At 58.3% G+C, this 24065-nt stretch carries 19 protein-coding genes; 15 read left to right on the top strand and 4 right to left on the bottom strand.

From position 1 onward, the window contains the following. Positions 1 to 17 precede the first annotated feature (17 nt). A complete protein-coding gene (locus AC1DK3_RS00915; RefSeq protein ID WP_477190427.1) occupies positions 18 to 623 on the bottom strand; it encodes a TetR/AcrR family transcriptional regulator in 606 nt (201 codons plus the stop codon). A 191-nt stretch (positions 624 to 814) separates the two neighbouring features. Between AC1DK3_RS00915 and AC1DK3_RS00910 the strand changes: the two genes are divergently transcribed. The 3 genes from AC1DK3_RS00910 to AC1DK3_RS00900 are packed head-to-tail and all read left to right on the top strand — an operon-like array spanning position 815 to position 5825. Then, positions 815 to 1888 carry an HlyD family secretion protein gene (locus AC1DK3_RS00910; protein ID WP_477190426.1) on the top strand — a complete coding sequence of 358 codons (1074 nt, stop codon included), beginning with the start codon at positions 815 to 817 and terminating at the stop codon, positions 1886 to 1888. Between the two features lie 43 nt (positions 1889 to 1931). After that, positions 1932 to 4709, top strand: coding sequence for a ribosome-associated ATPase/putative transporter RbbA (rbbA, locus tag AC1DK3_RS00905; protein ID WP_477190425.1), 2778 nt, complete (start codon positions 1932 to 1934; stop codon positions 4707 to 4709). Between the two features lie 3 nt (positions 4710 to 4712). Then, positions 4713 to 5825 (top strand): ABC transporter permease, encoded by a 1113-nt coding sequence (locus AC1DK3_RS00900; protein WP_477190424.1) that lies wholly within the window; start codon positions 4713 to 4715, stop codon positions 5823 to 5825. A gap of 276 nt (positions 5826 to 6101) precedes the next feature. Here the strand turns inward: AC1DK3_RS00900 and AC1DK3_RS00895 are convergent, their stop codons facing one another. Beyond that, positions 6102 to 6386 (bottom strand): hypothetical protein, encoded by a 285-nt coding sequence (locus AC1DK3_RS00895; RefSeq protein WP_477190423.1) that lies wholly within the window; start codon positions 6384 to 6386, stop codon positions 6102 to 6104. Between the two features lie 174 nt (positions 6387 to 6560). Continuing rightward, positions 6561 to 7094, bottom strand: coding sequence for a hypothetical protein (locus AC1DK3_RS00890; protein ID WP_477190422.1), 534 nt, complete (start codon positions 7092 to 7094; stop codon positions 6561 to 6563). Between the two features lie 534 nt (positions 7095 to 7628). Between AC1DK3_RS00890 and AC1DK3_RS00885 the strand changes: the two genes are divergently transcribed. From AC1DK3_RS00885 to AC1DK3_RS00860, 6 genes are all read left to right on the top strand, one after another. After that, positions 7629 to 7982: a DUF6582 domain-containing protein gene (locus AC1DK3_RS00885; RefSeq protein WP_477190421.1), complete on the top strand. Its 354-nt coding sequence runs from the start codon at positions 7629 to 7631 to the stop codon at positions 7980 to 7982. A 531-nt stretch (positions 7983 to 8513) separates the two neighbouring features. After that, a complete protein-coding gene (locus tag AC1DK3_RS00880; RefSeq protein WP_477190420.1) occupies positions 8514 to 9464 on the top strand; it encodes a LysR family transcriptional regulator in 951 nt (316 codons plus the stop codon). 209 nt (positions 9465 to 9673) lie between these two features. Continuing rightward, positions 9674 to 11302 carry an APC family permease gene (locus AC1DK3_RS00875; protein WP_477190419.1) on the top strand — a complete coding sequence of 543 codons (1629 nt, stop codon included), beginning with the start codon at positions 9674 to 9676 and terminating at the stop codon, positions 11300 to 11302. A 217-nt stretch (positions 11303 to 11519) separates the two neighbouring features. Continuing rightward, complete coding sequence (locus tag AC1DK3_RS00870) at positions 11520 to 12746, top strand: agmatinase family protein (RefSeq protein WP_477190418.1); 1227 nt, start codon at positions 11520 to 11522, stop codon at positions 12744 to 12746. Between the two features lie 11 nt (positions 12747 to 12757). Beyond that, complete coding sequence (locus AC1DK3_RS00865; RefSeq protein ID WP_477190417.1) at positions 12758 to 13384, top strand: HupE/UreJ family protein; 627 nt, start codon at positions 12758 to 12760, stop codon at positions 13382 to 13384. Positions 13385 to 13718: 334 nt separating this feature from the next. Continuing rightward, positions 13719 to 14261, top strand: a complete 543-nt coding sequence (locus tag AC1DK3_RS00860; protein WP_477190416.1) for a hypothetical protein — start codon at positions 13719 to 13721, stop codon at positions 14259 to 14261. A 196-nt stretch (positions 14262 to 14457) separates the two neighbouring features. On the opposite strand, the gene AC1DK3_RS00855 is transcribed toward AC1DK3_RS00860, so the two are convergent. Continuing rightward, a complete protein-coding gene (locus tag AC1DK3_RS00855) occupies positions 14458 to 14691 on the bottom strand; it encodes a hypothetical protein (protein ID WP_477190415.1) in 234 nt (77 codons plus the stop codon). Positions 14692 to 15113: 422 nt separating this feature from the next. On the opposite strand from AC1DK3_RS00855, the gene AC1DK3_RS00850 reads away from it, so the two are divergent. Genes AC1DK3_RS00850 through AC1DK3_RS00825 form a run of 6 tightly spaced genes read left to right on the top strand, consistent with a single transcriptional unit; the run spans position 15114 to position 24006 of the window. Beyond that, positions 15114 to 17555 carry a phosphoketolase family protein gene (locus AC1DK3_RS00850; protein ID WP_477190414.1) on the top strand — a complete coding sequence of 814 codons (2442 nt, stop codon included), beginning with the start codon at positions 15114 to 15116 and terminating at the stop codon, positions 17553 to 17555. Between the two features lie 16 nt (positions 17556 to 17571). Beyond that, positions 17572 to 18141: a histidine phosphatase family protein gene (locus AC1DK3_RS00845; protein ID WP_477190413.1), complete on the top strand. Its 570-nt coding sequence runs from the start codon at positions 17572 to 17574 to the stop codon at positions 18139 to 18141. Positions 18142 to 18161: 20 nt separating this feature from the next. Next, positions 18162 to 18929: an HAD family hydrolase gene (locus AC1DK3_RS00840; RefSeq protein WP_477190412.1), complete on the top strand. Its 768-nt coding sequence runs from the start codon at positions 18162 to 18164 to the stop codon at positions 18927 to 18929. Between the two features lie 14 nt (positions 18930 to 18943). Then, complete coding sequence (locus tag AC1DK3_RS00835) at positions 18944 to 21334, top strand: glycoside hydrolase family 65 protein (protein ID WP_477190411.1); 2391 nt, start codon at positions 18944 to 18946, stop codon at positions 21332 to 21334. Between the two features lie 24 nt (positions 21335 to 21358). Beyond that, positions 21359 to 23740 (top strand): glycoside hydrolase family 65 protein, encoded by a 2382-nt coding sequence (locus tag AC1DK3_RS00830; protein WP_477190410.1) that lies wholly within the window; start codon positions 21359 to 21361, stop codon positions 23738 to 23740. Positions 23741 to 23742: 2 nt separating this feature from the next. Continuing rightward, positions 23743 to 24006: a hypothetical protein gene (locus tag AC1DK3_RS00825; protein WP_477190409.1), complete on the top strand. Its 264-nt coding sequence runs from the start codon at positions 23743 to 23745 to the stop codon at positions 24004 to 24006. Positions 24007 to 24065 lie beyond the last annotated feature (59 nt).

The raw sequence follows: 24065 nt of genomic DNA, 5'->3' as shown, positions 1-24065 counted from the left end.
TAAGCCGCCTTCCACGTTCATGCTCGACCCGCTCCTGCAGTCTTCGCCTTGTTACGAACCGGCATTGGCCCAATCGCCAGGACCTCGCGGATCAACGCCTCGATCTTCTTGCGCTCGGTCGCTTGGACTTGGCTGATGCCGATGACAGTTCTCAAAATACTGAGGCCCGCCAGGAATGCCACGATGAGGGCTGCCCGATGCTCTGCCAACCCCTTTAATTGGAAAGCGACGGGTTCAATTAAGTCCTTCACTATGAAGTCTCGATGAACCTCTACGGCTTCGGTGCTCGATAGCGAATGCACCAGGATGTCCAGCGAATGGATTCCCGGCCCACATCCTGAACTTTGAAGCGAAACCATCCTCTCCGTCAGCCCGCCGACAAGGTTGCCCCGGATATCGTCCAGGAGCGCATCCGCTTGAATGGCCGTGCTCATGACTTCGGCAAAAAGCTGACGCTTCGATCCAAAGCAACGGTGCACATAAGCAACATCTACACCAACATCTGCTGCGATGTCTCGCAAGCCCGTCTCATCGTACGAGTGTTTGGCGAAGCGCCGCATAGCAACGTTAAGAATCCGTTCACGCGTCTTGAGTGTCGACACCAAGCCTGGGTTCTTCTTCATCGTGAGTGTCTCGCGGTGCTGCCAACGAGCGGAGGAGAACCTAAACGAGTGCAGGTCAACGCTTGTGGACCCGCATCAACGCGGATGCCCGGATTGATGCGATAGACGAAATGCCGGTTCGAACACTGGTCCCGGCCCCGAGCCGAAGGAGCGATCGTGTGCACCATGACATTCCAGCGATAGAGACGCGCATGAAGTTCGATTCGAAATCCCGCTGGAAGTGGATTGTCGGGGTACTGGCGGCCATCATCGCCGCCTACGTTCTTTGGAATGCGCTTCCAAGCGGAGGTCTGCCGGCCGGGATCGCCTCCGGCAACGGTCGCATAGAGGCCGTAGAGATCGACGTGGCGACCAAGACAGCGGGACGGATCAAGGAGATTCTTGTCGATGAAGGAGATTTCGTCGATGCTGGGCAAGTACTCGCCCGCATGGATACCGAGCAGCTCGAGGCCCAGCGCAGACAAGCCGAGGCCCAACTGAGGCGGGCCGAGATTAGTATCGATACCGCGCAGAGCCTCGTGACCCAGCGCGAGGCGGAGCGAAAAGCCGCCGTCGCCGAAGTCGAGCAACGCCGCGCGCAGCTTGATGCCGCACAGCGCAAACTCGCGCGGTCCGAGTATCTCGTTAAGAAGAATACGGTTTCCCAGCAGGTCCTCGATGACGACCGTGCCTCGGAGCAAAGCGCACGCGCGGCTGTGGCCGCTGCCGAAGCGCAAGTGGCCGCGTCGGAGGCAGCCATTGGATCAGCCAAAGCGGCAGTCGTCGATGCGAAAGCTGCCGTGGACGCCGCGCAGGCGACGATCGAGAGCATAACAACCGACATCAACGACAGTGTACTGAGATCGCCACGCCCAGGCCGCGTCCAATACCGGGTTGCGCAGCCGGGCGAGGTTCTTTCCGCGGGCGGCCGCGTGCTCAATCTCGTCGATCTCGGCGACGTCTACATGACATTTTTTCTGCCAACGGAGCAGGCTGGCCGCGTAGGCATTGGCTCCGACGCGCGCATCGTTCTCGATGCCGTGCCCCAATATGTAATTCCCTCCAAAATCACCTACGTCGCCGATGTCGCCCAGTTCACACCCAAGACGGTGGAGACTGAAGAAGAGCGCCAGAAGCTGATGTTTCGGATCAAGGCGCAGATCTCTCCGGAGCTGCTGAAGAAATACATCAAGTACGTCAAGACAGGTCTGCCCGGCAGAGCCTACGTGAAGTTGTCACCCGAGGCGACGTGGCCAGATAAACTGCTGCTCAATCCGCTAAAATGAGCGAACAATTTCCTTCCGGGCCTCTACAGCTGAAGTCGCCGCAATGAGCGAACAATCTCCTTTGAAGCCGCCGAATTGTCGTCCGGTCGTTCGAGCAGAAGGGATAAGCCTCTCTTACGGCAAGGTTCGCGCCCTCGAGGGGATCTCACTCGAGCTGCCGCCCTCCCGCATCATAGGTCTCATCGGCCCCGATGGCGTCGGCAAGTCGAGTTTCTTGTCGCTTGTCGCCGGCGCCCGCGTGATTCAGACGGGTCATCTCGAAGTGCTCGGCGGCGATATCGCCGACGCTCGTCATCGCCAATCGATATGTCCGCGTATTGCCTACATGCCCCAAGGGCTGGGTAAGAATCTCTATCCGACACTCTCCGTTTTCGAGAACGTCGACTTCTTCGGCCGCCTGTTCGGCCACGGCAAGCAAGAGCGCAAACGACGCATTGCCAATCTCCTGCAGCGCACGGGGTTGTCTCCGTTTGCAGATCGCCCCGCAGGCAAGCTTTCCGGTGGCATGAAGCAGAAGCTCGGACTGTGTTGTGCGCTGATTCACGACCCCGACCTGCTCATCCTCGATGAGCCGACCACCGGCGTCGATCCTTTGTCCCGGCGGCAGTTCTGGGAGTTGATCGACGATATCCGCCATGATCGGGAGGGCATGAGCGTCATCGTCGCGACCGCGTATATGGAGGAAGCCCAGGGCTTCGACGAGTTGATCGCCATGGATGCGGGGCGTGTGCTGGCCACGGGCACGCCGTCCGACCTCCTGGTGCAGACCGGCGCCGCGAACCTCGACGCCGCCTTCATCGCGCTGCTGCCCGAGGAAAAACGCGGGGGTCACAAAGCGGTTGTTATCCCGCCGCGCGACGACTCTGCCGACCGCGAGATCGCAATCGAGGCTGAGCATCTCACCCTGCGCTTTGGTGATTTCACCGCGGTCAATGATGTGAGCTTCCGCATTCCACGCGGCGAGATTTTCGGCTTCCTGGGCTCGAACGGCTGCGGCAAGACCACGACCATGAAGATGTTGACCGGCCTGTTGCCGGCGACTGAGGGGACCGCCAAGCTCTTCGGCCGCGAGGTCGACCCCAATGATATCGGCATTCGCCGTCGCGTCGGCTACATGAGCCAAGCCTTCTCTCTTTATACCGAGCTCACCGTTCGCCAGAACCTCAATCTGCACGCGCACCTGTTCAATATGAACCCGGACATTATACCGGCGCGTATCGCCGAGATGGCGCAGCGGTTCGGTCTTGCCGACGTGATGGACACCCTGCCCGATGCGTTATCGCTCGGTATCCGCCAGCGCCTGTCGCTCGCGGTCGCGGTGATCCATTCGCCGGATATCCTGATCCTCGATGAACCGACCTCCGGCGTCGATCCGCTCGCCCGCGACAGCTTCTGGCAGATACTGTCCGACCTGTCGCGCAAAGATAACGTCACCATCTTCGTCTCGACGCACTTCATGAATGAGGCGGAGCTATGTGATCGCATCTCTCTGATGCATGCGGGTAAGGTGCTCGTCTGCGACCGGCCGGCGGCGATCATTGCCAAGCGCTCCGCGCACTCGCTCGACGAGGCATTCATTGCCTATCTCGAAGATGCCATCGGAGATAAAAAGCCGTCAGCGCAGCCCCCTCCTCCGGACGGCGAGGCGACGGAGCGACACGTAACGCCCCCTGCGCCTCCGTCAGCCAATCGTTTCTTCGATCTTCGGCGCATGTTCGCCTATACGCAGCGCGAGGCCTTGGAGCTGCGCCGCGATCCGATCCGTGCCACGCTGGCAATACTGGGATCTCTCATCCTGATGTTCGTCATCGGCTACGGCATCAACTTGGATGTCGAAAATCTTACGTTTGCCGTGCTCGACCGCGACGACACGACTGTCAGTCGCGACTATGCTTTGCAGCTCTCGGGCTCGCGGTACTTCACGGAAAAGGCGCCGATCACCGACTACGCCGACCTTGATCGGCGCATGGCGAACGGCGAGCTAAGCCTCGCCATTGAGATACCGCCGAACTTCGGCCGCGATGTCGCTCGTGGCAAGAGCGTACAGATCGGCGTCTGGATCGATGGCGCCATGCCCATGCGAGCGGAGACAATCCGCAACTACGTCCAGGGCATGCACACGAAGTGGTTGAAGCAGAAGGCGCGCGAACAATATGGCAAGGCCGCCGAAACGACGGAATTCAATCTCGAGGTCCGCTACCGCTACAATCCGGGCATCCAAAGCCTTGTTGCCATCGCGCCGGCGGTCATCCCAATCCTGCTCCTGATGATTCCGGCTATGCTCTCTGTGCTGAGCGTCGTGCGTGAGAAGGAGCTGGGCTCAATCATCAATTTCTACGCCACGCCGGTTACACGCATGGAGTTCCTGCTCGGTAAGCAGCTGCCGTATGTAGGGCTTGCCTTTCTGAATGCCCTAATGCTCGCCGCATTTGCAGTCTTCGTCTTCGGCGTGCCCTTCACCGGCAGCTTTGCCACCTACGCGGCGGCCGCGCTCATCTACGTCATCTTTTCGACAGGGATGGGCCTCGCCACATCCGCTTTCACGAAAAGCCAGATCGCGGCAATTTTCGGCACCGTGCTGATCACCCTTATCCCGGCAACACAGTATTCAGGATTGATTGATCCTGTAGCCTCCTTGCAGGGAGTCGGGAGATTTATCGGTGAGATCTATCCCACAACCTATTTCATGACCATTGTACGCGGCACCTTCTCGAAAGGGTTGCACTTCGCCGACCTGACCTCTTCGTTTCTGCCACTGCTCCTTGCGGTGCCGTTGATCTACTGCATCGGCGCTGCGTTGCTCAAGAAGCAGGAGCGCTGATCCATGCGCTTGGCCAACATCTTCGATCTCGGCATCAAGGAATTGCGCGGCCTCCTGCGCGATCCCCTGATGATGATCTTGATCGTCTATGCGTTCACCCTGTCTGTCTACACGGCCTCAACCGCCACTCCTGAGACGCTCAACCGCGCCACCATCGCCATCGTTGACGAGGACCAGTCTCCCGTCTCTACTCGCATCATCACCGCGCTCTATCCGCCCTTTTTTGTGACCCCAGAGATCATCTCCCAATCAGAGATGGACCACCGAATGGATGTGGGCCGCGATACGTTTGCGGTCGACGTCCCGCCAGACTTCCAGAGGGATTTGCTCGCCGGGAGGTCGCCGACTATCCAGATCAACATTGATGCGACGCGAATATCTCAGGCGCTCACCGGAGGCGGCTATCTCCAGTCGATCGTATCGGACGAGATCACCGAGTTCCTCAACCGCTACCGCAGCCAGTCGAGCCTGCCCGTCGACCTGGTGCTCAGGGCGCGCTTCAACCCGGAACTCAACAAGGGCTGGTTTAGCGCCATCACCAACATCATTACGTCCATCACCATGCTTTCGATTGTGCTCACCGGAGCCGCACTCATCCGTGAACGCGAGCACGGCACCATCGAGCATCTCCTCGTCATGCCAGTCACGGCTCTCGAGATCATGCTGAGCAAGGTGTGGTCGATGGCGCTCGTGGTCCTCGTCGCATCCTTGGTTGCGCTCGTTGTGATCGTGCAATGGCTGCTCCATATTCCGATCGCAGGCTCCATCGTCCTCTTCATGTTTGGCACGGTGCTCATGCTGTTCGCGACCACATCTCTCGGCATTTTTCTTGCGACCATTGCGGGGTCCATGTCGCAGTTCGGCTTGTTGTTGATCATGGTGCTACTTCCTCTGCAAATGCTGTCCGGCACGATGACACCGCGCGAAAGCATGCCGGAGATCATCCAGAACGTCATGCTCGCAGCGCCCAACACGCACTTCGTCATGTTTGCGCAGGCGGTGCTGTTTCGCGGCGCGGGCCTCGACGTGGTCTGGCCGCAGCTGCTTTCGCTGCTCGTGATCGGATCCATCCTGTTTGTCATCGCGCTGCGGCGTTTCAGGCAGTTCCTCAAGTAGCCACACACCTGATCGGACGACTGCGCTGTCCGAACTCCGGGATACGTCGGGCAGTCAGGATTGGTGGAGTGGAGCGAGGCAAGTGCAGTTGTTCGTCTGCATCCTCAACGGGGGGTTACAGACAGATGGTGCCTGAAATAAACGGGGCCTTGAACTGCTGCGACGCGGAGCGGAAGGGAGGCGCGGAGAAGGGCGGCGAGGAAGCGGGCGATTGATAGGGCAAGGAAGAAAAGACAGGCGGCGAGGGCAACGTGCGTCTCGACCGCCACCGGTTTTCTACCTATTCGATACCAAAGCGACGACTAACGGCTCAACCAAACGAATTTCGGGTAACTCAAACAAAGCCGATACGACGCCAATATCATTTGGCAAGCTATCGAGATCCACATCCCCCGACATTACAGCCCCTTGGAGCGCCGCCCGCGTTTCAATCAATGTATTTCGAGTTGATGAGCCTTCCCACAAAAGACCGCTTTGCTTTTGTATTGGAAGTTGTTCTCTCGCCGGAGGAACGAAGGAGACGAGGCGTTGAACCTCCAGACGGCATTTTAATTCAGACATCCGCCTTCGGAGATAGAAGACCCACGTTGTTTGTCATCAAGAGGAATTTGGCCCTGCGGAACTGGCCGCAGTTATGCGTGGGATCTACGACGAACTTATTGAGTTCGCGACGACTGTCGCGTGATCCGGGGATGGCTTGGCGACCGCCTGGCGTTTCCATCGACCCCTCCCATGTCAAAGGTAATAACCAGCGCCGCCGCACGCGGTGCCGCCAATTCCTGGCAGTGTACCGCCGCCGCAGTGACAGCCGCCGAACCTTACCATTGGCAGTTCCGTTACATTCCCCAAATTGGTGTTGCTGTCCGATAGTAATGCTGCCAACGCTGCAGGGTTATTCGCCCGCAAATCATCCAAAAGGCCGGGATTTGAGATGCTAAGCTTTGTCAAAGGATTGGGCCGGCCATCAGGTAGGTCTCCGAGTTCTAAAGGCTTCGGGAGATCACTTTCGAAATATCGACTGGAAATTCTCATGCCCTCGGGAAGATTTACGCCTTCCCGCCGAAGTGCCTCTGGCGTGAGCCGTTTGGTTGCTTCGAGCAAACGTTTTTCTACCGGTGCTGCCTTCACAGCTCTTAAGGCTGCGACATAGGCCGGTGCCGTAAGCGCATCGATAATAGACTGTGTTTCGTCTCTGAGGCGCGTCTTGACTTCCTCGCTCGTTGCCTCGTCGTCTTGCTCAATGACGGTTGAAATGACTTTCTTGTCCATAGGAGAACTCCATAAAATTGAATGCCGTTTTAAAATGTCCGCACACGTCTGATTATATGGAAATGCAAGTTTCTCACGGCAGAAGCAGTAGCATGAGGGAAGCCGTTTGGAAAATACGAAGCTTTACGAGTTCGTCATTTACATGCGCCGCCGGTCATCACCTCACCACGGCGGTCCGCCCGCCAATTGATCCACGTCTACTCTCTATCGTTCGCCGCGGCCGCGGGACAATCCCGGCACTGCGATGGTTGATCCGAGGATCGGACACTGCGAGCACGGGTTAGGCTAGCTCGACGACTAGAAAAGCGAACGTGCCCTCACGACGGAGCAAAACCAGGAAGGCAAGCGAGGCGGTCGACGCCGAGTCTGAGCGCGCCGCGCGTGCTGGGTGTTTCGCGCGAACGAAACGATTGCCGCTCGAGGGAAGAGAACCCGTCTCAGACGTAAGGAAACTTTAATGACTGCCAGCCGTTGCGGTTACAGTCGAAAACTCGGGGGGCAAAATAAAGCCAATCGAGGCAATGGAGGCCAGCGATGCATACGACCTGGAAATCGCATCAAAAGCATGGAGACCTTACGGAGCGGAGCGATTTGCCCGACAGCGTGTTCGCCTTCCCGAAACAGCGGAAGGAACCACTAACCGACGCGAGCCACGTCAGGAACGCGATCGCGCGCTTCGACCAGACCGTCGGCGTGTCGGATGAGGATCGAGAGCTTGCTTTCGCCAATATCAAGAAGGCGGCCGAATATTACGGCGTCGACATGACGGAGAAGAATTGGAAGGAGCTTGGGAGCAACCCTAGCACCGGCCGGACTAAGGAAGATCGCGACGCCTCTGCGCGCAAAGCTGCGGAGACGCGCGACGAGCACCAGCGCCGACACAAATAGTACACCGACGATAGGACAACGGTTACACCTGCACTTGTGAAGCTGGCCTCGATTTCACCTGTGGTGGCTTTGTTTCACGACCTAGTGCTTCTGCGGCTGCGGCTGCCGTTGYCTCGATCTCTATCCTTGAATTTGCCGCGAAACAGATGTGATCCAGATGCTTCGTTTCCTCGTCGAGTCTCGAGCCCACGCCGCTAAGACTCAACGGTTGCGCAACGACTTTGATCTTGTTACAAAACTGCGGACGCTAGACGGCTAGCGTCACTCCCATACAATCCCCTGGGGACGACCCCATCTCAATTTGGAGATGGCGGTGTCGCGCGTTTCTGCATTGGCTGATGGGCTAGCCTCCTGTTTATCGCGGGAGCAAACGATGCCGGCTAGTTTGCGACACTGCGGCGTAGCCGATCTAAAATTCCGCATCCTTCGTGGGACCGAGCTGAACGGTCCCGTCATCGCACATTTAGCCGACGCGCCTCACTACGAATCCCCTTTGCACGAACGGGGACGGCGGCATCGCAGGAAGCAGGCATGACATCGCGTCAAAATTTTTGTCTCGATCTGGATTGGAATCTCCTCAAAATATTCTACGGCATCGTGGAAGCGAATGGCGTGTCATCCGCTGCAAACGTCTTATGGCGAAAGCAGTCCACGCTTAGCCTCGCCCTCCAAAGACTCGAAAAGCAACTCGGCAAAACCCTGTGCCATCGCGGGCCCGCCGGTTTCGAGCTGACCGACGAGGGACGGATACTGTACGACTGCGTGAGCGAAGTTTATGCGAAGTTTGACCGCATTCCGGACAGCTTCGATAATGCATCGAGCGACCTTCGGGGTCGACTTCGACTCTGCACCATTAGCAACTTCATCGACGCGAAATTTGATAAGCTTCTGGTCGCATACAGCACGCTATGTCCACTTGTTGAACTCCAGATCAAAGTGGCTCCATGGGAAACGGTGTCTTTGGCGGTTCTTCGAAACGAGGTTGATGTAGGTATCACTGCGGTTCATACGAAACACACAGAGCTGCGATACGAGTTTCTGACGCGTGAAGTGCATTTGGTGTACTGCGGGAAGCGCCATCACCTTTTCGGAACTTCCGTTGATTCCGTCGAGTCTTTGTCAGACGAGCCATTGATTTTAACGGGGGCCGATGAGCCGGATGCATTGGCTAATTATCGATTGCGCCATGGGCTTGGAAAACGCATTGCAGCGTCAACGCCCAATCTGGAAGAGGCAAAGCGGCTCGCCGTTCTCGGATTGGGAATTTGTCTACTCCCTGAACGCATGGCTGCAGCGGACGTGAAAAAGGGAACTCTTCGTCCCCTAACTCCCAAATCGTTGGGCACTGGATGCGATATCTACGCGGTTTCAAACAAGCATGCGCCGAAGCGGCTTGTGACCGAAATCTTCATGGAAGAAGTGGGCCGGAAGCTCAAGCACAGCGCTCAAATCTTGTCCGAGCAAAAGGAAGAGAATCCCTAGTTCAGCGTTACTTTCCTACGATAGAAATTTGGGATTTTCCGCGCACGCTCCTACGCGACCTTCCCGGACAAGCATCGGCCTAGTCAATGCATAAAATAGTTTGAAGGGAGGTCACTAAGCCGCGTCCCTATGATCTCCTATTGAGGGTCTTTGCATCTTGTGCGTCGAGGTGCGGATTCGCCAAAAAAAAGAATATATAGGGAGACGGGATGTCGGAGATGGCATTAACGGCCGCACCTGAAGTGTCCGAATCTACGGGCACGATGCGCCGCACATTGAATTGGAAGCATGCGTTTTGGATAGCGTCCGGCACGCCGGTGCTGGTGCTGTTCTCTATCGGCGCCGTTGCATCTGCTGCGGGCAATATCTCGTCCGCTGTATGGATGCTGTCGATGCTCATCGGCTTTGTACAGTGTTTTACGTATGCGGAAATCTCGGGCCTTTTTCCGAAAAAGTCCGGCGGAGCCTCCGTCTACGGTGCCATTGCCTGGGTTCCCTATGGAAAAATGCTAGGGCCAATCTCTGTTTGGGCAAACTGGTTCTCTTGGTCGCCCGTTCTCGCGATCGGTTCGGGACTTGCCGCAGGCTACGTCCTAAATCTGCTGTTTCCCGCTGATTCTGTAATCAGAACCTGGCAGATCACATTATTCGATCTGGGCTTCATTAAAGACGGTGTTGTTGTCCGACTCAACGCGACTTTCTTTCTCGGCTTGGCGTTGATGCTCATGGTTTTCGCGATCCAGCATCGTGGAATTCTAAAAGCAGCGCGGGTGCAGATGATTGTCGCCGTCGCTGTGCTGCTGCCGCTTTTGCTGATTGGGATCGTGCCGCTGATTACGGGAGACGTTCGTTCGGAAAACTTCACGCCATTCGTTCCTCTTATCCAGGACGCCGCAGGCAAGCCAATGAACGGCGCCTGGGACATGGTCGGAATCACAACATTAATGGCCTGCCTTTTGTTGGCAGCGTGGTCAACCTACCCATTCGAGACCGCGGTCTGCTATGTGAGCGAGTTTAAAAATCCGGGTTACGATACAGTTCGGGCGCTGGTGTATTCTGGCTTGCTATGCATCGCGTTCTACACGCTCGTTCCGATCGCATTTCAAGGATATCTGGGCCTTAACGGCCTTCTCGACCCAGCAATTTACGATGGCACCGGTGTGGGCAAAGTGATGACCCAAATGATCGGTGCAGGACCCATCCTGGGCAATATCGTCATCGCAACGTTGACATTATCGATCTGTCTTGTGGTGATGACTGCGATGGCCGGCTCGTCGCGCACGCTCTATCAAGGTTCCCACGATGGTTGGCTGCCAAAGTATCTCTCGCGGGTCAATGGTCACGGTGCTCCAGTAGCGGCGATGTGGACGGACCTCGTGTTCAATGCCGCGCTTCTGTCGATATCGGATTACGTTTTTCTCATCGTCCTCGCTAACACGACCTACATGATCTTCGTGTTCCTCAATCTGCAGGCCGGATGGCTTCATCGCATCGATCGCCCGAACCAAGAGCGGCCTTATCGTGCACCGTCTTGGCTGTTGGCCATAGGTGCAGGATGTGGCTTCCTCAATCTTCTCATCATGGGTTGGGGTGCGGACTTCTGGGGGCAGCGCGTTCTACTGACCAGTCTTGTCATCGTCGCCGGAATCATTCCCATTTTCGCATACCGTCATTATGTGACAGACGGAGGCCGCTTCCCACGCTGGATGCAAGATGACCTGGAGGAAAGAGGCAAGCCAATCGCTCGTCGCGCCGGCCTTTTGCCTTACGTAACGTTACTTGCAGGCGGTTTGACGATCTACGCCGGACACCTACTGGCGACGTACAATCAACCTTGACGATCTGTGAGTCAGAAATCGGGGAGGTGTCACGGCTGAAAACCGTGGCACCTTGCTAACCGATTTCGCGGACATTCGAGGAGCGAACTTCGGGGGCCGAAAGCAAGACAACCATTCATTGAAATAAGCAATGCTTTCGATTGATATTTCGAGAGTGTTTATAGTTCGCGATTTGCGGGATCCTTATCGTCACAACTTGTTTCGAAGGGAACACGAAATGACTGACGATAGGAAGAGTGGTGATGGCGGCGGCCACCACAAGCACAGACATCATCTACATGGGGTGAAACGCGAAGACACGCATGGCGCGAAGAGCATGGAGACGTTGTCTCGCATCTCCCAGACCAAGCAGGACGAAGAAGTGACTCGATCGCTTCAGTACGGGCTTGAGGCGGCCTCATCCGTCATCGATCGCAACATCTCGTTGTTCAGCCGGGGTCATCAGCCGGCGTTTGCCGGCATCAATACCTTCATGAAGGCGCCGTACTGCGAAGACATYCGGAAGATYGGCGACTACCAGGCGGCYTTTGTCGGCGCGCCATTCGACTCGGCAACGACCTACCGCCCCGGCACACGCTTTGGGCCGCAAGCGGTTCGCCGGATCTCGGCGCTCTACGACGGCTATTGGTTCGACGGYGGTGTCGATATCTATGAGGAACTCGATCTTTGCGAYGCSGGSGACATCTTCGTCATTCCGGGYAACATCGAGAAGACGTTCGACCAGGTGACGAAGGCCGTGTCGCACATCTACACCTCGGGCGTTTTCCCGATCATCTGCGGCGGTGATCACAGCTTGGGCTTCCCCAACGTGCGAGGCATTGCTCCGCACATCGACGGCAACGTCGGCATCATCCACATCGACCGCCACATCGATATCCAAGAGAAGGATATGGATGAGCGCATGCATACGACGCCTTGGTTCTGGACGACGAACGAGGGGACGCACACCTCACATCGCGATCATAGCCACATGCACGATGTCGGTTTGCCCAACTGTCATCCGAAGAATCTCGTGCAGATCGGCATCGGCGGCTGGTACGGCAATCGTCCCGGAACGGCGGTTGCCAAGCGCCGCGGCACGAGCGTGCTGACGATGCACGACGTGCAGCATTTCGGCCCGAAGAAGGCCGCCGAAATCGCGCTCGAGATGGCCTGGGAAGGCTGCAAGGCGGTCTACCTGTCGTTCGACATCGACTCGATCGATCCGGGGTTCGCTCCAGGCACAGGTTCTCCTGAACCCGGTGGTCTTCTGCCGCGCGAAGCTTTCGAGATGATCCATACGATCGCAGCCGAAGGCCTATGCGGCATGGAAGTCGTCGAGGTGTCGCCACCGTACGACGTCAATGACAACACCGCGCAGCTCGCCTGCCGGGTCGTTCTCGATGTGCTTGGAACACTGGTGGCGAACGGCAAGCTCGGCCATCGCAGCAAAGTCATGAAATAGGAGGGCGTACGATGAGACATTCACGCGTGCAGCATGTTCTAAAAGCCGTCGGCGCAGCCTCTATCCTGATGGTGGCTGCGGTCGCGCCAGCGTCGGCTCATGTCGGGCTCGGCGCAGTCCACACGTTCAGTCAGGGCTTTCTGCATCCAATGAGCGGCATCGACCACATGATCGCGATGGTGGCGGTCGGTCTTTATGCAGCCAATCTCGGCGGACGAGCACTTTGGCTCGTACCGTTAGCATTTGTTGGCACAATGATCTTCGGCGGGCTGTTGGGTTATTATGGGTGGCCGCTGCCGATGGTCGAGGCTGGCATCGGTCTTTCGGTTGTCGTCATGAGCGTGGCCATCGCTCTTGGCGTGCGCCTGCCAACTGTTGCGGCGATGGCGCTTGTCGGAACCTTCGCACTTTTCCATGGTCACGCACACGGCAACGAGGGTGCAGGCCTCGGCTTCGCATTCTTGCCGTACGCGGCTGGCTTTGTCGTCGCGACGGGTCTCCTTCACGCCTCTGGACTTGCTCTCGGGGCCAGCTTCAATCGCCTCGGCGCAGCACAATCGAGCCTTTCGAATAAGGTTGCGGGCAGCATGGGAGCAATTGCAGGAATATCCCTGTTGACCGGGATTCTGGCAGCCTAGTGATGGTAGTTGTCGCTGGCGCGGAATTAAATTGCGCTTGCGTATCTGAGGCTGGGGCAGTGCTCCCAGCCTTTTTCAATCCTTGTTTTCGGGCTGGCGACGCGAAGAGTAACGACGCCCACTACTCGTCAGCTCCGTATGCTCGCCGTTTCCCCTGCCTCCCTTTTCACTTAGCCGATTGGGCCATGCGTCGCCCGTCGTCGAAATTTTACTGAAATGCTCGTCAGGATCATTCTTTTGTCTAGTTTTTGCATTCCTAGTCCTATCGCGGGATTCAAAAAGGCTTCGCGTCGGTGGTTAGAAACACCGCGTTCGAGCGCATATGGGGCTCGCCATGCAAATCAGTTCAGGATCCAAATCACAACTCATCGACTTGGAATTCGACGCCGAGCAAACGCTTTGGCGGACAGAGGACCACCACGATCGCGGAACTGCGCTACTTCAAATTTTGAGCAGAGAATTTAAGAGCGCTCTTCGTGAGATGCACCGCCACGTTATATTGCGGAACGCGCTTCGACGCCCGCAGAACCTTGCTCAGATACATTTGTTCGTAGGGTATGGCGGCGGATTTTCAGAAATCCTTCCTATCGACGATATTCTTGCGGAAATCGTGAAGGAGGGAGCGGCAGGTGACGGCGATCTCCAAATTCTTTGCCGGTGGAACGTCGATCGCAATGGAAATCCCGTTTTCCCGCATCAACCTGGCCGCATGATGGAAACCAAGCGGACTATCAAATTAGAAGAACTTCGAATGCAGTCAGCGCACTTGTTGGCTTGGGTAGATGACTGTGCCGGCGAGGCCGATCTTATTGGCGGCACCTGGCGCAACAGGCGATCCGATGATCGGACATCAAGCCAGAATCATTTGACCGTGTAGGGCCGAAACTGGCGGATGTCTTACCGAGGGATTGCACACGCTTTACATATTCCGCATGTGTAATCTGTTCTCCCAAACCCGCAACGTCGAAGCGATCCGGCCGCTATTCAAGGCCAACCACTATCGCACGTCGTCGGTTGCTCCGATGTCAACGCTATACCGTGACGAGGCATAATCAGCGCTTGTTCCGCGTTCGTTAGCGGTACTTTGTATGCGCTAGGGGACAGGCACTCTCGGGGTTATACTGAAGGCAGCACTTGGCGTCCGTCGCGTGCGCGCAAGGGCCTCCGGCCTGTTCGGTCCAAAGATCCCAGTTGCCAGGATCGCCGTTAGCATAACCTAGGTAGTATGCGTTGGCGCTCACGGCGCCCGCGCTTAGCGTGATGGCCCCGACGAGAGCGTAAGTCATCGCTTTCAAGGTCCGGTTCATCTGATCACTCCTTGATGGCAGACTCCCACAGAAATAAGAGGGGGACCGTTCTCGAACCTCTGGCTCTGCGGCCTAGGCCATAAGGCCAGAAGCCGAAGCAAAGGCGTTATCAAACCGCCGATTCGATTGAGTCCGGCTGAGATAACGTTGCCGGGTCCTCGCCTTCCACAAATTGGCCCACGCAAGCTCACCGATGAACTCCGGGCGCGCAGATTTTATGATAAGTCGCGCCTTGGCATTGATCAAAAGCACACTACGCGTTGCTAAATAAATGACCGAGAAGATTTGATGATGCAGTGGAGGCTTAGCCGATAAGTTGGGGCCGTCGTTTTCTCCAGATGTGAAACTCTCCCATCTAGAAACGTTCGCATCACCGTAACTGCGCGACAACCGACGTATAGCCATCCCAATCGGTCGGCCGCATGAGCGGCTCGAGGCCCCCGGATCAAGAGGCGAAGGTGGCAAACGCGCTGTCCGCCAAAGAGCAGAATCTAATGGACGCGTATTGGCGCGCCGCCAATTACCTGTCAGTCGGCCAGATCTATCTCTATGACAACCCGCTGCTCAAACAGCCCCTCACGAAGGAACACATCAAGCCGCGGCTCCTTGGTCACTGGGGAACGACACCCGGCTTAAACTTCATCTACGTGCACCTGAACCGGATCATCAAGAAGCACCACCTTGACATGATCTACATCACCGGCCCCGGACACGGCGGACCGGGGCTGGTCGCCAATGCCTACCTCGAGGGGACCTACAGCGAGGTTTATCCGAATATCACCCGCGACGAAGAGGGCATGAAACGCCTGTTTACGCAGTTCTCATTTCCTTGCGGCATCCCGAGTCACGTGGCACCCGAGACGCCCGGTTCGATTCATGAAGGCGGGGAGCTCGGTTACTCGCTGTCGCATGCCTACGGAGCGGCCTTCGATAACCCGGATCTGATCGTTGCCTGTGTCATCGGCGACGGTGAGGCGGAAACTGGGCCGCTGGCAACGAGCTGGCATTCCGACAAATTCTTGAACCCGGCGACCGATGGAGCGGTTTTGCCGATCCTCCATCTCAACGGCTACAAGATCGCCAATCCCTGCATCCTCGCCCGGATCAGTCATGAGGAGCTGGATCATCTGTTCCGCGGCTATGGCTACACGCCGTATTTCGTCGAGGGCCATGACCCCGCGACGATGCACGAGTTGATGGCCTCCACCCTAGATAAGATCTTGCGCGAAATTCAGCGCATCCAAGCCGACGCGCGGCTGAATGGTTTTGCGGAGCGGCCCCGCTGGCCAATGATCGTACTTCGGACGCCCAAGGGCTGGACGTGCCCGAAAGAGATCGATGGCAAGCGCACTGAAGATTACTGGCGCTCGCACCAGGTGCCGATGGGCGAGATGCACGAGAACCCGGCGCACGTGCGCATACTCGAACGGTGGATGAAGAGCTACAAACCTGCAGAGCTCTTCGACGACAGCGGCCGCCTGCGGCCGGAGTTGGCCGATCTCCCTCCTCGCGGCACACGTCGCATGAGCGCCAACCCGCACGCCAATGGCGGCTTGCTTCTCCGCGAGCTGCGGCTGCCGAATTTCCGCGATTACGCAGTCGACGTGACCAGCCCTGGCGCCATTTACGCCGAATCCACGCGGGTCATGGGACAGTTCCTGCGCGATGTGATGAAGCTAAATCTAGAGGAGCGAAATTTCCGACTGTTCAGTCCCGACGAGAACAACTCGAACCGCTGGCAGGATGTGCTCGATGTCACCAATCGTGCCTGGGTCGCAGAGACATTACCCTGGGATGATCATCTGGCGCCGGACGGGCGAGTCATGGAGGTTCTCAGCGAGCACCAGTGTCAGGGCTGGCTCGAAGGCTATCTCCTGACTGGCCGGCACGGCTTCTTCTCGTGTTACGAGGCGTTCATTCACATCATCGATTCGATGTTCAATCAGCACGCCAAATGGCTGAAGGTGTGCAATCACATTCCCTGGCGGCGACCGATCAGTTCACTGAACTATCTTTTGTCGAGCCACGTCTGGCGTCAGGATCACAACGGCTTCAGCCACCAAGACCCGGGCTTCCTCGATCACGTCGCCAATAAGAAGGCCGAGGTGGTCCGCATATATCTCCCGCCCGACGCCAACTGTTTGCTGTCCGTCACCGATCACTGCCTTCGCAGCCGTAACTACGTCAACGTCGTGGTCGCCGGCAAGCAGCCGGCACCTCAGTGGCTCACCATGGACGAGGCGGTCAAGCACTGCGAAGCTGGACTGGGCATCTGGGAGTGGGCCAGCAACGACCGAGGTGGCGAGCCTGATGTCGTGATGGCGTGCAGCGGCGACGTTCCGACGTTGGAGACCCTGGCCGCCGTCGACCTCCTGCGAAGGCATGCCCCCGATCTGAAGGTGCGTGTCATCAACGTCGTCAATCTGATGAAGCTGCAGCCGGCCGGCGAGCACCCGCACGGGCTCTCCGATCAAGATTTCGACACGTTATTCACGGCCGACAAGCCGGTCATCTTCGCATTCCACGGCTACCCGTCGCTCATTCACCGGCTGACCTACCGGCGAACGAACCACAAGAACATCCACGTGCGCGGATACAAGGAAGAGGGGAGCACCACGACCCCCTTCGACATGTGTGTCCAGAACGACCTCGATCGTTTTCACCTGGTAGGCGACGTAATCGACCGCGTGCCGAAGCTCAGGGCGCGGGCGGCTTACGCCAAGCAAGCCATTCGCGACAAGCTCATCGATCACAAGGAGTACATCTGCCGCTACGGTGATGACATGCCCGAGATCACCGGCTGGCGGTGGGGACAGGAAGCGGATTCTGCGGGAGTTCGATCGACAGAGGCTGACAACGTCTGAACGTGCAGAGGTGAGCGTGAACGTGTTCGCGATCAGGCACGGAGAAACAGAGTGGAGCCTTACCGGGCAGCACACAGGGACAACCGACATCCCCCTGACCGACAATGGCCGGCGCCTGGCTCAGCGGATGCGGTCCGTACTGTCGCGGAATGCCTTCAAACTCGTTCTGTGCAGCCCGATGCGGCGAGCCCGAGAGACCTGCGAGCTTGCAGGTTGTGGCGATAACGTCGTCATCGATTCCGACCTCGCCGAATGGAACTACGGCGACTACGAAGGGTTGACGCCCAAACAGATCCGCGAGCTCGCGCCGGACTGGCTGATTTTCCGCGATGGATGTCCAGGTGGCGAGACACCGGAGGAAGTAGGTGCGCGCGTAGACCGCGTGATATCCCGGGCGCGCGCGGTCGGCGGCAACGTCGCCCTCTTTGCGCACGGGCATGTGCTGCGCGTGCTTGCGGCGCGTTGGATCGGGCTGCCCTCCAGCGCCGGTCAGCGTTTTCTGCTGGGTACGGGCACGCTGTGTGTCCTCGGCTACTACCGCGATATCCCAGCCGTGCGCGTTTGGAATGGACCCATCCTCGACTGAACCTAGGAGGAGCGCGATTGATGGAGCAGGTGATTACCCGAGACCATTACGATGCCGTTCTCCTGGATCTCGATGGCGTGATCACGGATACGGCGGGCCTGCATGCCGCATGTTGGAAAGAAATGTTCGACGAGTACCTCGAGAAGCGGGCGAGGGAGAGAGGCGAAGCCTTTCAGCCTTTCGATGCCGAGACGGACTACCGGCTCCATGTAGACGGCAAGCCCCGCTTTGACGGCGTTCGCGATTTCCTCGCATCACGCGGCATCGCGCTGCCGGAAGGAAGCCCCAACGATCCGCCCAGCGCCGAGACAGTCTGTGGACTAGGCAATCGCAAGAACGAATTGGTCAACAAGACCATCGAACGAAACGGAGTCGAGTCCTACGAGGGAAGCGTGCAGCTCATTCATCAGCTTCGTGACAACGGCTTCAAACTCGGCGTCGTCACGTCCAGTCAGAACTGCAGCACTGTTCTCAAGGCTGCCAAGTTGGACAACTTCTTTGACATGCAGGTGGACGGAAATGTGGCCCGTGCGGAGCATTTGGCCGGCAAGCCGGCGCCGGATACCTTCTTGACAGCCGCGCGGCTGCTGGGAGTTGAACCTGCACGAACAGTTGTCATCGAGGACGCCATCTCAGGCGTGCAGGCTGGCGCGAGAGGCCACTTCGGACTTGTCATCGGCGTCGCCCGCAAAGGCAATGCCAAGGAGCTTCAGCGCGCCGGCGCAGGTCTCGTGACGAACGATCTCGGCGAGCTGGTTGACACGTCGTCAGCTCACGCTGCCTCCTGAGAGGTTTCAGTCCCATGCCGCCAACGGGACCCGAGCATTTCAAGACCTCCGCACTGGCGGATTGCAACCTGCGCCCCGACTCTCCTGGTGACGCGGGCAGGCCGATGCGCGAGGCGCTCAAGCCGACCGCAGAGCCCGGATGGGTGCTTAGTCACGAAGGTTTCAACATACTAACCGAGAGCGCGCTGGAGTCCCGCTTCGCCTTCAGCAATGGCTTCTTGGGAATGCGCGCCGCTCGGTCGGTCAGTCGCGGCCCGACCTGGGTCTCTTGGCTCGGATATAGCAGGTGGGCATCGTGGCCGCGCTGCTACGTCGCCGGCCTATTCGACGTGCCTAACACCGAGCCGCCGGTTCCCGCACTGGTCCCTGTCGCCGATTGGTCCCGTGTGCGCATTCTGTTGGACGGTCAGTCGCTGCTGGCGCGGGAGGGCGAAGTACTCCTAGGCACTCGCAAGCTCGACATGCATCGTGCCTTGCTGCTGTCGACCTGGACCCATCGCACTCCGACGGGAATAACCGTGACCGGGAACGAGCTTCGCCTGCTGTCCCTGGCGGACCGCTCGACGGGACTGCAACTTTTACAAATCGTCGTTGACCGCGACGGCGTGGACGTAAAGCTGGAAGCCAGTTTCGCGATGGCAGGGCTCGGCATGGAGCCGATGAGGCTCGAGCCGGATATCGGCACTTGGCGGACGGAGGGCACGGGCAAGGGCGTTGCAATGACAGGGGCCGCATCGCTGCGGGTCGGGAGTGATCTGCTTACTCCAAACCGACCCTTTCCACTGCGGTGGAACTGGTGTTGGCAGTCCGTGGCCGGACAGATGGCCGAATTTGACCGCTTGGTTGCAGTGGCGCGCGCCGACATTCCTGAGGACGATCCGACCTCGCGCGCCGCGCGTGCGCTCGACCGCAACAGCACGCTGGGCTGGCGCGCCGTGCTGGCCGCACACGAGGCGGCCTGGAATACGCGTTGGCTTGCAGGCGGCATAGTCATCGAGGGCGATGACGAATCCCAGCAAGCGGTGCGCTTTGCGGTTTATCATCTGACGAGCGCCGCCAACCCTGAGGACGATCGCGTATCAATCGGCGCGCGCGCCCTGACTGGTGATGCTTATCTCGGCCACGTTTTCTGGGATACCGAGATCTACCTGCTGCCCTTCTACACCGCGGTCTGGCCAGAAGCCGCTCGGGCTCTCCTGATGTACCGTTTTCATACTCTGCCCGGCGCGCGGGCGAAGGCCAAGCATTTCGGTTTCAATGGCGCACTCTTCGCATGGGAATCGGCTGACACCGGCACGGAGACCACGCCGGAACGCGTGGTCGCGCAAGACGGCAGCGTGGTGGACATCCTGACAGGCCGGATGGAGCATCACATCAGCGCCGACGTCGCCTATGCGGTATGGCAGTACTGGAACGTGACGCGAGACGACGACTTCTTCCTTCGCGCTGGCGCCGAGATCCTGCTCGAAACGGCCCGCTTCTGGGCGTCGCGCGCTGAACTCGAGGCGGATGGCAGGCGGCACATTCGCCACGTGATCGGGCCGGATGAGTACCACGACGACGTTGACGACAACGCCTTCACCAACGTGATGGCGCGCTGGAACATGAAGCGCGCGCTCGAGACAATGGATCTGCTGCGCGCACGCTGGCCCGAGCATGCCGCCAGACTGCAGGAAAAGCTGGGACTGAGCGAGGACGAGTTTGTAGACTGGCGAGACGCAGCGGCACGCATTCCGGTCGGTCTCGATCCGGCGACGGGGCTCTATGAGCAGTTCACCGGCTTCCACGCGCTGGAGCCCCTCGATCTCGCCGCCTATGCCAACCGTACCGTGCCCATTGACGTGGTGATCGGCCGCGAAGCAACGCGGCGGTCACAGGTGGTGAAACAAGCCGACGTAGTCGCTCTGATCGCGCTCCTGCCCGAAGAATTTCCCGGTGCCATGGCAGAGACGAACTTTCGCCATTACGAGGCGCGTTGCGCCCACGGCAGTTCGCTGAGCGCAGGAATGCATGCGCTTGTCGCAGCGCGTCTGGGCCATCCGGAGATGGCACTGGGCTATCGCCGCGAGACTGAGGCGACCGACCTGGACCTCGACCCTAACAGCGCCGGTGGCGTACGCATCGCCGGGCTCGGTTCTCTGTGGCAAGCCGTGGTCCTCGGCTTCGCTGGCCTCGATCTGATGAGCGATACGCTTTCAATCGACCCGAAGATTCCGACCCAATGGAACAGCTTGTCCTTCCGCGTGTGCTGGAGAGGCCGGTCGGTGGCGATCCGCATCGCGGACGGGACCGTGGAGGCGAGGCTCTTGCAGGGCGATGAGATGGATATGCGGATCGCAGCTTCCACGCGAAAACTGACGGCGGGCGCGCCGCTGCGGGTCTCGACACACGCTGACCAACGATAAATCCGGTCGTTCGGGAGCGGCGCGATGATCCATCACGAACCCCTCAGGCCGCCATCCCGTGATTACCCGGCCGACGAGTGGAACATCATCGAAAAAGGGTATCACCCCGAATTTCTGGCTCAACTCGAAACGGTGATGGCGCTAGGTAACGGGTACCTCGGCATGCGCGGGTGCCCGGAGGAAGGCGGCCCCAATGCCGAGAACGCCACCCTGATCAACGGGTTCTATGAAACGTGGCCGATCGTCTACGCAGAAGATGCCTATGGCTTCGCGAAAACGGGGCAGACGATCTGCAACGTGACCAACAGCAAGATCATCAAATTGTTCGTGGACGACGAGCCGTTCTGGCTACCGCGCGCGACCCTCAAGCTCTACGAGCGCCGGCTCAACATGAAGTCGGGGACACTCGACCGCGAGATCATTTGGGAAACGCCTGCAGGCAAACACATCTCGATCACATCCCGGCGTCTGATCTCTTTCGTCCATCGGCACGTCGCCGCCATTTCCTATTGTGTGAAGCTACTCAACGCGGAAGCTTCCATCGTGATCTCGTCGGAGATGGCGGCGAATGAACCGAACGTCCGCACCAACCAATTCGATCCGCGACGGACGAGAGCCGTTGCAGGCCGGGTGCTCCACAGCCGAGCGAACTACTCCAGGGATCGTCGCATCGTGCTGTGTCATGCGACCGAGCGGAGCCGCCTGACCCTCACCTGCGCCACCGATCATGCGCTGGAGACCGCGTGCCCGCATGCTTACAAAACGGTTCACAACGAAGATTTCGGGCAGGTTGCTTTCACGGTTGAGGCGCAGCCCGACTGTCCCATCCATCTCACCAAATACATCGTCTATCACACGTCGCATACGGCCTCAGTCGAAGAACTTTGCGGTCGTGCCGAATGGGCGCTTGACCGCACAACGGCTCAGGGATTTGAACGCTTACTCGCCGCACAGGAGAACTATCTCGATGACTTCTGGCGCCACAGCGATGTCCAGGTAAAGGATATCCCGGAAGAGCGCGCCAAGCTCACGACGATCGAGATCCAGCAAGCCATTCGCTTCAATCTGTTTCACATCCTGCAGGCCTCAGCGCGCGCCGATGAAGAAGGAGTCCCGGCAAAAGGTCTCACCGGACAATCGTACGACGGACATTATTTCTGGGACACGGAAATCTACCTCCTGCCGTTTCTCATCTATACCTCTCCCCGCATCGCCAGGAATTTGCTGATTTTCCGCTACAAAATGCTGCCGCAGGCGCGAGCGCGCGCCAAGGAGTTGGACCAACGCGGAGCCATGTTCCCGTGGCGCACGATCAACGGCGAAGAAGCCTCCGCGTACTACGCCGCTGGCACCGCGCAGTACCACATCAACGCGGACATTATGTATGCGTTGCGCAAGTACGTGGAAGCGACCGGCGACGAGGAGTTCCTGTGGGACTACGGTGCCGAGATGCTCGTGGAAACGGCGCGCCTATGGCTCGATCTAGGCTTCTACTCGGACGCAAAAGGCGGAAAGTTCTGCATCAATGCGGTGACAGGGCCAGACGAGTACAACACCGTCGTCAACAACAACGCATATACGAATCTCATGGCGCGGGAGAACCTGCGCTTTGCGGCTCGAACGGTCGACGAACTGCGGGCGAGGGAACCAGAGGCCTACAGCGCCCTTGTGCACAAAACCGCGCTCGAATGCTCTGAGGTCGAGGCGTGGGCACGCGCGGCAGAGGACATGTACGTGCCGTATGATGAGAGCCTGAAGATCATTCCGCAGGATGACAGTTTTCTCGACAGAGAGCCCTGGGACTTCCAGTCCACGCCGCGCGATCACTATCCGCTGCTGCTCTTTTACCATCCGCTGAACATTTACAGGAAACAAGTCATCAAACAGACGGATGTGATTTTGGCCATGTTCCTCTTGGGTGATGCCTTTTCAACAGAGATCAAAAAGCGCAATTTTGACTTCTACGATCCTTTGACCACCGGCGATTCATCGTTGTCGACTTGCGTCGAGGCGATCATTGCCGCGCAAGCCAACGATATGAAGAAAGCCGTCCGATACGGAATGGCTGCCCTGCTGATGGATCTGGCTGACGTCGGCGGCAACGTGAAGGATGGTTGCCATATCGCCTCGATGGGCGGCATCTGGATGTTGCTCACCTACGGTTTCGGAGGCATGCGGGACGACGGGGGGACGCTGTCATTCTGGCCACGCCGCGCGCCGCAGGTAAATGCGATACTTCGGTTTCCCGTGATGTACCGCGGGCAGATGCTGGAAGTTGAAATCGGCCGCGAGAAAGTAGAGTACGCGCTACGCGAGGGCAAAAGCCTTCTGATCCGCCACGAAACGGAAGAAATTCAGCTAACTCGGGAACATCCGGTAGCCGTCCGGTTAGTGAGCACGAGGTAAGGATGCGTCGAGGAAAGCAAATCGGCGGCGGCAACTGTTACGGCTATGATGTCGCGAAGCAGTTTGCTTCCGATGGGACGCCTCTGCGCGGCGATCGGATCATAAACGAGGCGCAGGCGAGCATCGTGCGGCGCATCTTCGAGAAGTTCGCGAACGGTAGGTCCTCAAAGTCGATCGTCAAGCAGTTCAATCCTGCAACGGCCGATGCAGGCACCGGTCCATTCATGTTCCTTTTCAGTTGTCGGCTTAAGGGGCATTGGAGCTGACCGCCCAAAGAAAGCTGTCCCAGCTGACTGGTGACCAGCACGCCCGGAAGCATTGCACG

Source organism: Hyphomicrobium sp. 01T421, assembly GCF_056398805.1.
Note: the sequence above shows the minus strand (reverse complement) of the source record. Positions and strands in the feature narration are given on the sequence as shown.